The 753-nt window shown below is 38.2% G+C and carries 2 protein-coding genes; both read left to right on the forward strand.

Annotation, left to right across the window (positions count from 1 at the left end; translation table 11 throughout):
- The coding region (locus H3V04_RS10210) for a hypothetical protein (protein ID WP_232342670.1) at nt 1-197 on the forward strand (197 nt) is incomplete at its 5' end.
- The gene (locus tag H3V04_RS10565; protein ID WP_373564728.1) at nt 184-720 is read left to right on the forward strand and encodes an HNH endonuclease; all 537 of its coding nucleotides are present in this window, start codon (nt 184-186) and stop codon (nt 718-720) included. The genes H3V04_RS10210 and H3V04_RS10565, both read left to right, overlap by 14 nt.
- Nucleotides 721-753 lie beyond the last annotated feature (33 nt).

Consider the following 753-nt stretch of genomic DNA (forward strand, 5'->3'; position numbering starts at 1 on the left):
TGCTTGATAAAAAAAGACTAAAATCTTCAGCGAATAAGTGTGAGATGAAAATTACTTTTGGTTCAGATAAACCATGCTTTTATTCAGGAAGTGATAATAAGTTTTATAGCTTTTCTGATTTGAAAAAACTTATAGATGAAACATTTTCTAAAGATGATTTAACTGGTAAAACGGTAACGAGCAATGCCAAGAATTAGAAAGTGTAGAGTGCGTGGCTGCAGAGCTCCAGCATTTGTGCCCAATCATTATTGCCAACAACATATAGCACATGAGGCAGAGTACAGAGCAGAGCGAGCCAAGTTTGAGCATAGATATATAACCAAACAGTCTCAGCAATCACGCTGGAAATATAACCATATCTCACGCTACCGTAATGCAACTAAGGCTAATCAGAACAAGTTCTACCATAGTAAAGAATGGCAATCGTATCGCAAGGTGGTTTTCAGTCGTGATTACCATTTGTGCCAATATTGCAAGGCTCGTGGCGTAATTAAAGAAGGAAACGTTGTTGATCATGTGCTACCAGTTGAGCGCTTCCCAAACAAGATACGTGACATAAACAACATGGTAACGTGCTGTAAGAATTGCCACTATTGGAAAACAAGGTTCGAAGAACAATACTATGGCACTGGAATACATGGCACACCTACAGACAATCCACCACTAACTGACATTAAATTAATATCAGAGTTGAGTAATAAAATTAAAAGCAAAAATTAATATCCCCCCGGGCTATGTGTCCGTAGGGAAGAG

Origin of the sequence: Bifidobacterium sp. M0353 (genome assembly GCF_016100645.1) — a bacterium.
GTDB classification, from domain to species: domain Bacteria; phylum Actinomycetota; class Actinomycetes; order Actinomycetales; family Bifidobacteriaceae; genus Bombiscardovia; species Bombiscardovia choladohabitans.